General features: G+C 44.9%; 8 protein-coding genes. 5 read left to right on the top strand and 3 right to left on the bottom strand.

Annotated features, from left to right (window positions below; all coding sequences use genetic code 11):
• From BET01_RS22095 to BET01_RS22110, 4 genes are all read left to right on the top strand, one after another.
• Positions 1-1,270, top strand: a 1,270-nt coding sequence (locus BET01_RS22095) for a hypothetical protein (protein WP_330512902.1), incomplete at its 5' end; no start/stop codon positions are given.
• Between the two features lie 48 nt (positions 1,271-1,318).
• Entirely contained in the window at positions 1,319-2,152 is an 834-nt protein-coding gene (locus BET01_RS22100; RefSeq protein WP_243117226.1) for a hypothetical protein, read from the top strand.
• A gap of 30 nt (positions 2,153-2,182) precedes the next feature.
• Entirely contained in the window at positions 2,183-2,440 is a 258-nt protein-coding gene (locus tag BET01_RS22105; RefSeq protein WP_120197418.1) for a hypothetical protein, read from the top strand.
• 30 nt (positions 2,441-2,470) lie between these two features.
• Complete coding sequence (locus BET01_RS22110) at positions 2,471-2,728, top strand: hypothetical protein (protein ID WP_243117227.1); 258 nt, start codon at positions 2,471-2,473, stop codon at positions 2,726-2,728.
• 510 nt (positions 2,729-3,238) lie between these two features.
• Here the strand turns inward: BET01_RS22110 and BET01_RS13910 are convergent.
• The 3 genes from BET01_RS13910 to BET01_RS22115 form a co-directional block, all read right to left on the bottom strand.
• The gene (locus BET01_RS13910; protein WP_120197420.1) at positions 3,239-3,757 is read right to left on the bottom strand and encodes a ClbS/DfsB family four-helix bundle protein; all 519 of its coding nucleotides are present in this window, start codon (positions 3,755-3,757) and stop codon (positions 3,239-3,241) included.
• A 631-nt stretch (positions 3,758-4,388) separates the two neighbouring features.
• The gene (locus BET01_RS13915) at positions 4,389-5,306 is read right to left on the bottom strand and encodes a helix-turn-helix transcriptional regulator (RefSeq protein WP_120197421.1); all 918 of its coding nucleotides are present in this window, start codon (positions 5,304-5,306) and stop codon (positions 4,389-4,391) included.
• Between the two features lie 570 nt (positions 5,307-5,876).
• Positions 5,877-6,053, bottom strand: coding sequence for an Rrf2 family transcriptional regulator (locus BET01_RS22115; RefSeq protein ID WP_330512906.1), 177 nt, complete (start codon positions 6,051-6,053; stop codon positions 5,877-5,879).
• A 648-nt stretch (positions 6,054-6,701) separates the two neighbouring features.
• On the opposite strand from BET01_RS22115, the gene BET01_RS13930 reads away from it, so the two are divergent.
• Positions 6,702-6,940: hypothetical protein (locus tag BET01_RS13930; protein WP_243117229.1), on the top strand; the 239-nt coding region annotated here is incomplete at its 3' end.

Below are 6,940 nucleotides of genomic sequence, written 5' to 3' on the forward strand. Positions count from 1 at the left end.
ACTGGCGACACTGGACCTACTGGTGATACCGGGCCTACCGGTGCTACTGGACCTACCGGCGATACCGGACCTACTGGGGATACCGGACCTACTGGGGACAATGGACCTACTGGCGATACCGGACCTACTGGCGCAACCGGACCTACTGGTACAACTGGACCTACAGGCGACACCGGACCTACCGGAGCAACTGGGCCTACTGGTGCAACTGGACCTACCGGCGACACTGGACCTACTGGCGATACTGGACCTACTGGGCCTACTGGCGATACTGGATCGACCGGCGCAACTGGACCTACTGGTGATACTGGACCTACTGGTGCAACTGGAGCTACTGGTGCAACTGGACCTACCGGTGATACTGGACCTGCCGGTGATACTGGACCTACTGGTGATACCGGACCTACCGGCGATACCGGACCGATTGGCGCAACCGGACCTACTGGTGCAACTGGACCTACCGGACCTACCGGCGCAACTGGACCTACCGGCGACACCGGACCTACTGGTGATACCGGACCAACCGGTGCAACCGGGCCTACTGGCGCAACTGGACCGACCGGTGATACTGGACCTACTGGCGCAACCGGACCTACTGGCGATACTGGACCTACCGGCGACACTGGGCCTACTGGCGACACCGGACCCACCGGCGATGCTGGACCTACTGGCGATACCGGACCTACTGGGGATACTGGACCTACTGGCGACACCGGACCCACCGGCGATACTGGACCTACCGGTGATTCTGGACCTACTGGCGATACCGGACCTACTGGTGCAACTGGACCTACTGGTACAACTGGACCTACTGGTGATTCTGGACCTACTGGCGACACTGGACCTACTGGCGACACTGGACCTACTGGGGATACTGGACCTACTGGCAATACCGGACCCACTGGCGATACCGGACCTACTGGCGACACCGGACCTACTGGCGATACTGGACCGACTGGAGATACCGGACCTACCGGTGCAACCGGACCTACCGGCGCAACTGGACCTACTGGCGACACCGGACCTACCGGAGCAACTGGGCCTACTGGTGCAACTGGACCTACCGGCGACACTGGACCTACTGGCGATACTGGACCTACTGGGCCTACTGGCGATACTGGATCGACCGGCGCAACTGGACCTACTGGCGATACTGGACCTACCGGCAACACTGGGCCTACTGGCGACACCGGAACCACCGGTGATTCTGGACCTACTGGTGATACTGGACCTGCTGGAGATACCGGACCTACCGGGCCTACTGGTGTAACTGGGCCTACTGGCGACACCGGACCCACCGGCGATACTGGACCCACCGGTGATTCTGGACCTACTGGCGACACCGGACCTACCGGCGATACCGGACCTACTGGTGCAACTGGACCTACTGGTACAACTGGACCTACTGGTGATTCTGGACCTACTGGCGACACTGGACCTACCGGTGCTACCGGGCCTACCGGCGCAACTGGACCTACTGGCGACACTGGACCTACTGGTGATACCGGACCTACTGGCACAACTGGACCTATCGGTGCTACCGGGCCTACTGGCGCAACCGGACCTACCGGGCCTACCGGCACAACTGGGCCTATCGGTGCAACTGGACCTACTGGCGACACTGGACCTACTGGTGATACCGGACCAACTGGGCCTACTGGTGATACTGGGCCTACTGGTGATACTGGACCTACTGGCGATACCGGACCTACCGGTGATACTGGACCTACTGGCGATACCGGACCTACTGGCAATACCGGACCTACTGGCGATACCGGACCTACTGGCGACACCGGACCTACTGGCGATACCGGACCTACTGGCGACACCGGACCTACTGGCGATACTGGACCGACTGGCGATACCGGACCTACCGGTGCAACCGGGCCTACTGGTGATACTGGACCGACTGGCGATACCGGACCTACTGGCGATACCGGACCTACCGGCACAACTGGACCTACCGGTGCAACCGGGCCTACTGGTGATACTGGACCTATTGGCGATACCGGACCTACCGGTGATACTGGACCTACTGGCGATACCGGACCTACCGGCGACACTGGACCTGCCGGTGCTACCGGTGCTACTGGCGCAACTGGACCTACTGGCGACACTGGACCGACTGGTGATACCGGCCCTACTGGTGTAACTGGACCTACTGGCGACACTGGACCGACTGGTGCTACCGGACCTACTGGTGATACTGGACCTACCGGTGATACTGGACCTACCGGTGATACTGGACCTACTGGTACAACTGGGCCTACCGGCGACACAGGACCTACTGGCGCAACTGGACCTACTGGTGATACTGGCCCTACTGGCGATACCGGACCTACCGGCGACACTGGGCCTACTGGTGATACCGGACCTACCGGCGATACTGGACCGACTGGCGACACTGGACCGACTGGTGATACCGGCCCTACTGGTGTAACTGGACCTACTGGCGACACTGGGCCTACTGGTGATACCGGACCTACCGGCGATACTGGACCGACTGGCGATACCGGACCGACTGGCGATACCGGACCGACTGGTGCTACTGGTCCTACCGGCGACACTGGACCTACTGGTGCAACCGGACCTACTGGTGCAACCGGACCTACTGGTGCAACCGGACCTACTGGTGCAACCGGACCTACTGGTGCAACCGGACCTACTGGTGCAACCGGACCTACTGGTGCAACCGGGCCTACTGGTGACACCGGTGCTTTTATATTAGGAAAATAAGCCACTTGTACTCTGTATCATAACGAAACTACTTCTATATGGATAAAATTGCTGCATTCTCAATACAACTTAGATATAACCTAGACCTTACTACTTAGCAACAATTTGATTTACATTGACTGTAAAAGCTTAATTTTATTCATGTATATAGATTCCATTTAAATAAATACTCATACAACTTTTATCAACTTATAATTTTTTATTTAGCTTTTAACATGTAATATTATACATTCATTCAATTTGATTCCCCTGATTTTTCAACTATTTCAGATAAATAAGATAAGATACTCTGAAATCTTATTAGCATCCATTCAGTAGCCTATAGATTCTGTATAGATTTGCAAAATAAAACACGGCCACATTTATTTAAATGTCACCGCATTTTATGAAGTAAAAATAATTATTTACACTTTTCAATAACTTTTCAAAGAAATTTTATATCTATTCCGCTTTATCATATTTCAAAAGTATAAAGTATATTTAGAATTTAGAATTTAGCAATTTAATATGTTGCATGTGTCTTTTTCCATTTTCTAATTTTAGTGCGAAATGATTTAAATGGAGCGACAGTATTAATATGAACCCATTTCCATACAGGCCAATTTGAACTTGTTGATGCAGCCCATTTTCTACCTCCTGGTTTAAATAATTCTTCGTCACTAAATTCATTAAGCCATTTAACAAGTGAGTCCACCGTATCAATAAACATTTTCATAAGCTCTGCTAGAGATTCATTTTTATATCTTGCATAAAAACTTTGATATAATCCCCCCAATTGATTCCATTTATAGCCGGGCTCAGGTGTAATAACCTCTTTCCCCATCAATTCATCTTTGTCCCACCCGCGAAGTAAACTCATCCAGCCGAGTTGATACGCTATAATTTCTTGTGGAGTTCGATCTGATTCACTATAGCGAGTATCCTTATTCGCTTCCTCAATATCATCAAACTCATGAATAAATAATTGAGCTGTTTTATTTATCTCGTCAATTAAAGCGCCTTTACTGTTATATTCTTGCATGATTTTTCCTTTCCATGTATTTATAACCAAGTTTTATTTTTTATAATGCTAATTATAATAATGATTTTCCATCCTCATCCCTGTTTCTATGTTCACCCAAAACTTGATACTGATTATTCATGACGTACATAATAGGATTGATCTTCTTTGTATAGGTATATCCATTTGTACAACATTTCTCACTGACAAACGTTTATTCTATATCTGCTACAATCATTATTCGATTGTGAACCTCTGCCGCTGTAATTACTATGCACAAAATGTTAACACCACAATCCTCGACCATAGATGTTTTGCTGGTTTCATTATAAAACAACGAAAAAATACTGATTTATCTTTGTATATGTCAGAGACCAAACCTGCACAATCCACCTTTTTTATCATATTGCAAGAAACAAAATCAATACTGAATTTTCATTCGATCTCTATCCCCTTGGCAAAATACGGCTGTTTGCTGATATATTTATCAGCAGGTTCAACGCTTACTAGACCAATCTTCTAGGGGAGCAACGTTTGTTTTTCCTTATACATGTGTACCAATTGAGACCATCCTTAATGGTTGAATAATTGGATATCTATCACAATTAATTTTGTTTTTTATATTATATACCTTTATTGTGACAGCATATTGTCAACAATGATTTTTTAAAATTATTCTTTTAATATAATCCAAGTATTCTTTTTTTAAGTCAGGTGGGTAAATGATTTCTATGTTGATGCCAAATCCCAATACAAAATGTATTAACCAGTTCCTATTAGAACAATGAAAATTTACAATAATAGAACCATCACTCCCATGTTCATAATTATCTTTTCCAAATATATCAATTACCCTGTATTCCATAGATTGGTCAAAAGCTAATGTTATTTTTTCTCCCCTATCATTTGTAAAATCATCACTCCAGTCTGCTGGTATTTCTGCATTTACTGGAACAAATTGCTCATTGATGATTTCCATTTTTACTATGCGGCTTATTTTATAAAAATGGAATTCGCTATTAACAGTGCTCTTCCCAAACAAATACCATGCTGCACTTTTAAAAATGACCTTGTAAGGTGCAATGATTAAGTTGGACCTTCTATTAGAAGACAAATATTCAATTTGCAAATAATTATTGCTCATAATTGCCATACGAATTATATTAACATTTTGCTTCAATACTTCGGTAGCGTTTTTGTTCCAAGCGGAGAAATCAATCAGTATGTCTAAATCAGCCACAATGTAAGGATTAGCTGGGAACAGCTTCATTAACAAAATCTGAAGCTTTTCTGTATCTGTTATTGTCTTCAATCCAGCTATTCCTGTCATAAGATAATTTATTTCATCACCCGTCAGAACAGTTTTATTCAACTTATATTCTTCAACAATTCCAATGCCTCCTCCATTTCCAGGTATGGCATACAGCGGTATACCCGCTTCTTCAATTGCTTTTATATCTCGATATATAGTGCGAAGAGATACCTGAAACTTGACAGATAACTCTTTAGCAGAAATTGTTTTACGAGATAATAATATGGATAAAATACCCAATAATCTATGCAAACGCATAATTATTCCTCCTAGTTTCAATTATAATATCATACCTACATGACACCAGTATGTCAACAATGGGGGGGACTTTACCGCTGCACACATCATAAGCATTCAAATTGAGTACAATGCCATTCATGATATTAAACTCAAACGAACGGTCTACTAATTAAAATTGTTATGGAAAAACTAAGCCTTTCTATCGAATGCTTTTCCCACTCTGAATCGCTTAACAAGGCCCTGCCCACACCAATAAAGCCGGCTTTACCATTAGCAAGAAGCTGCTCCACTATTTCGACTTGTTTAATTCCGCCAGTTAGGATAACCGGAGTAGATGCTTGTATACTTACAAAGAATGTTACTTTACCGTATCTATAATGATATTTTTATTAATTATGGCTCAATTGCTGGCTCCTCCTGGTACATATCAAAGATTATATTAAAAAGCTTTTTTCTATAAATACTGTACCATCATACTTTCTGACTCATTCATCACTTTTTGAATGGGACAATTTTTTCCTGTCGTAGGCCTCACTCAAAAAACCAGACCCTTCAATAGCCTGAATAACATCCATAAAAGAAATGCTCTCAGGATGCTTTTTTAATGCATAGCTCCCCGTTAGCCCCAGTTACTGATTGAACTAATCCAGCCTTAACAAGTTGGGGCAATTTTTTAGATAAATAAGTAGCAGATACCTGAAGATGTTCTGCTAATATTTGTGCACTTAGCATCGCTTCTTGTTCTTCTTCAATCATAAATAACACTGTGTGTAAAGCCTAATTTGTAGCCTTTGTATATTTCATTTTATTGCTCCTTTAAAGATATAAGATACTCTATTTATCTATAAACATAGCAATATACATTATAATTATAGACATAAAAAATATATTCTAAATTACTGATAATCCATGCTAAAAAACAATTTTAGTCTATATCTAATTTGTCAAATTGAATGATAAACCAAAAGTGCCAATAGAAAAATGGCAAGCAATGCGACTGAAAAAATTTGACCCAAAGTCAGCGCGTTGCGGTGTCTTGCTCTAGCCCTCCGGCATGGAAGTGTGACCATTAATGATAGCCTGCATATCCTCTTGCCCCTAACCTTTGCCAAGGGTGGAAGAACAGAGCCTGGTAAACCGTTCTTGCACTTGATACGAAAGTAGATAACACCACCGTACCAGATCTAACTTAATAGCCGACTGCTTCCATAGTCTGTAAAAATGCTTCCATGCTAGATGGCTTTTCGAAAAGTCAAATATCAATCTGTGTTATTAATCGCTCTTTGAATGTTAGCGGCTTATTGTCGCCAAGCCTTTGCCCATAGTTTTTGTATTTTCCTTTACTTTTTAGCTTGATATAAAATAAGGTCCTTTTGCAGTTTCCTAATATAAACGGCCCAACCGGACCTACCGGTGACACTGGACCTACTGGTGCAACTGGACCTACTGGCGCAACTGGACCTACTGGTGATACCGGACCTACTGGACCTACTGGTGATACTGGACCTACCGGTGATACTGGACCTACTGGCGATACTGGACCTACTGGCGATACCGGACCTACTGGCAACACTGGACCTACCGGTGCAACCGGACCTACCGGTGCAACTGGACCTACCGGTGCAACTGGACCTACTGGCGATACCGGACCT

Origin of the sequence: Lacrimispora algidixylanolytica (genome assembly GCF_003609635.1) — a bacterium.
GTDB lineage: Bacteria > Bacillota > Clostridia > Lachnospirales > Lachnospiraceae > Lacrimispora > Lacrimispora algidixylanolytica.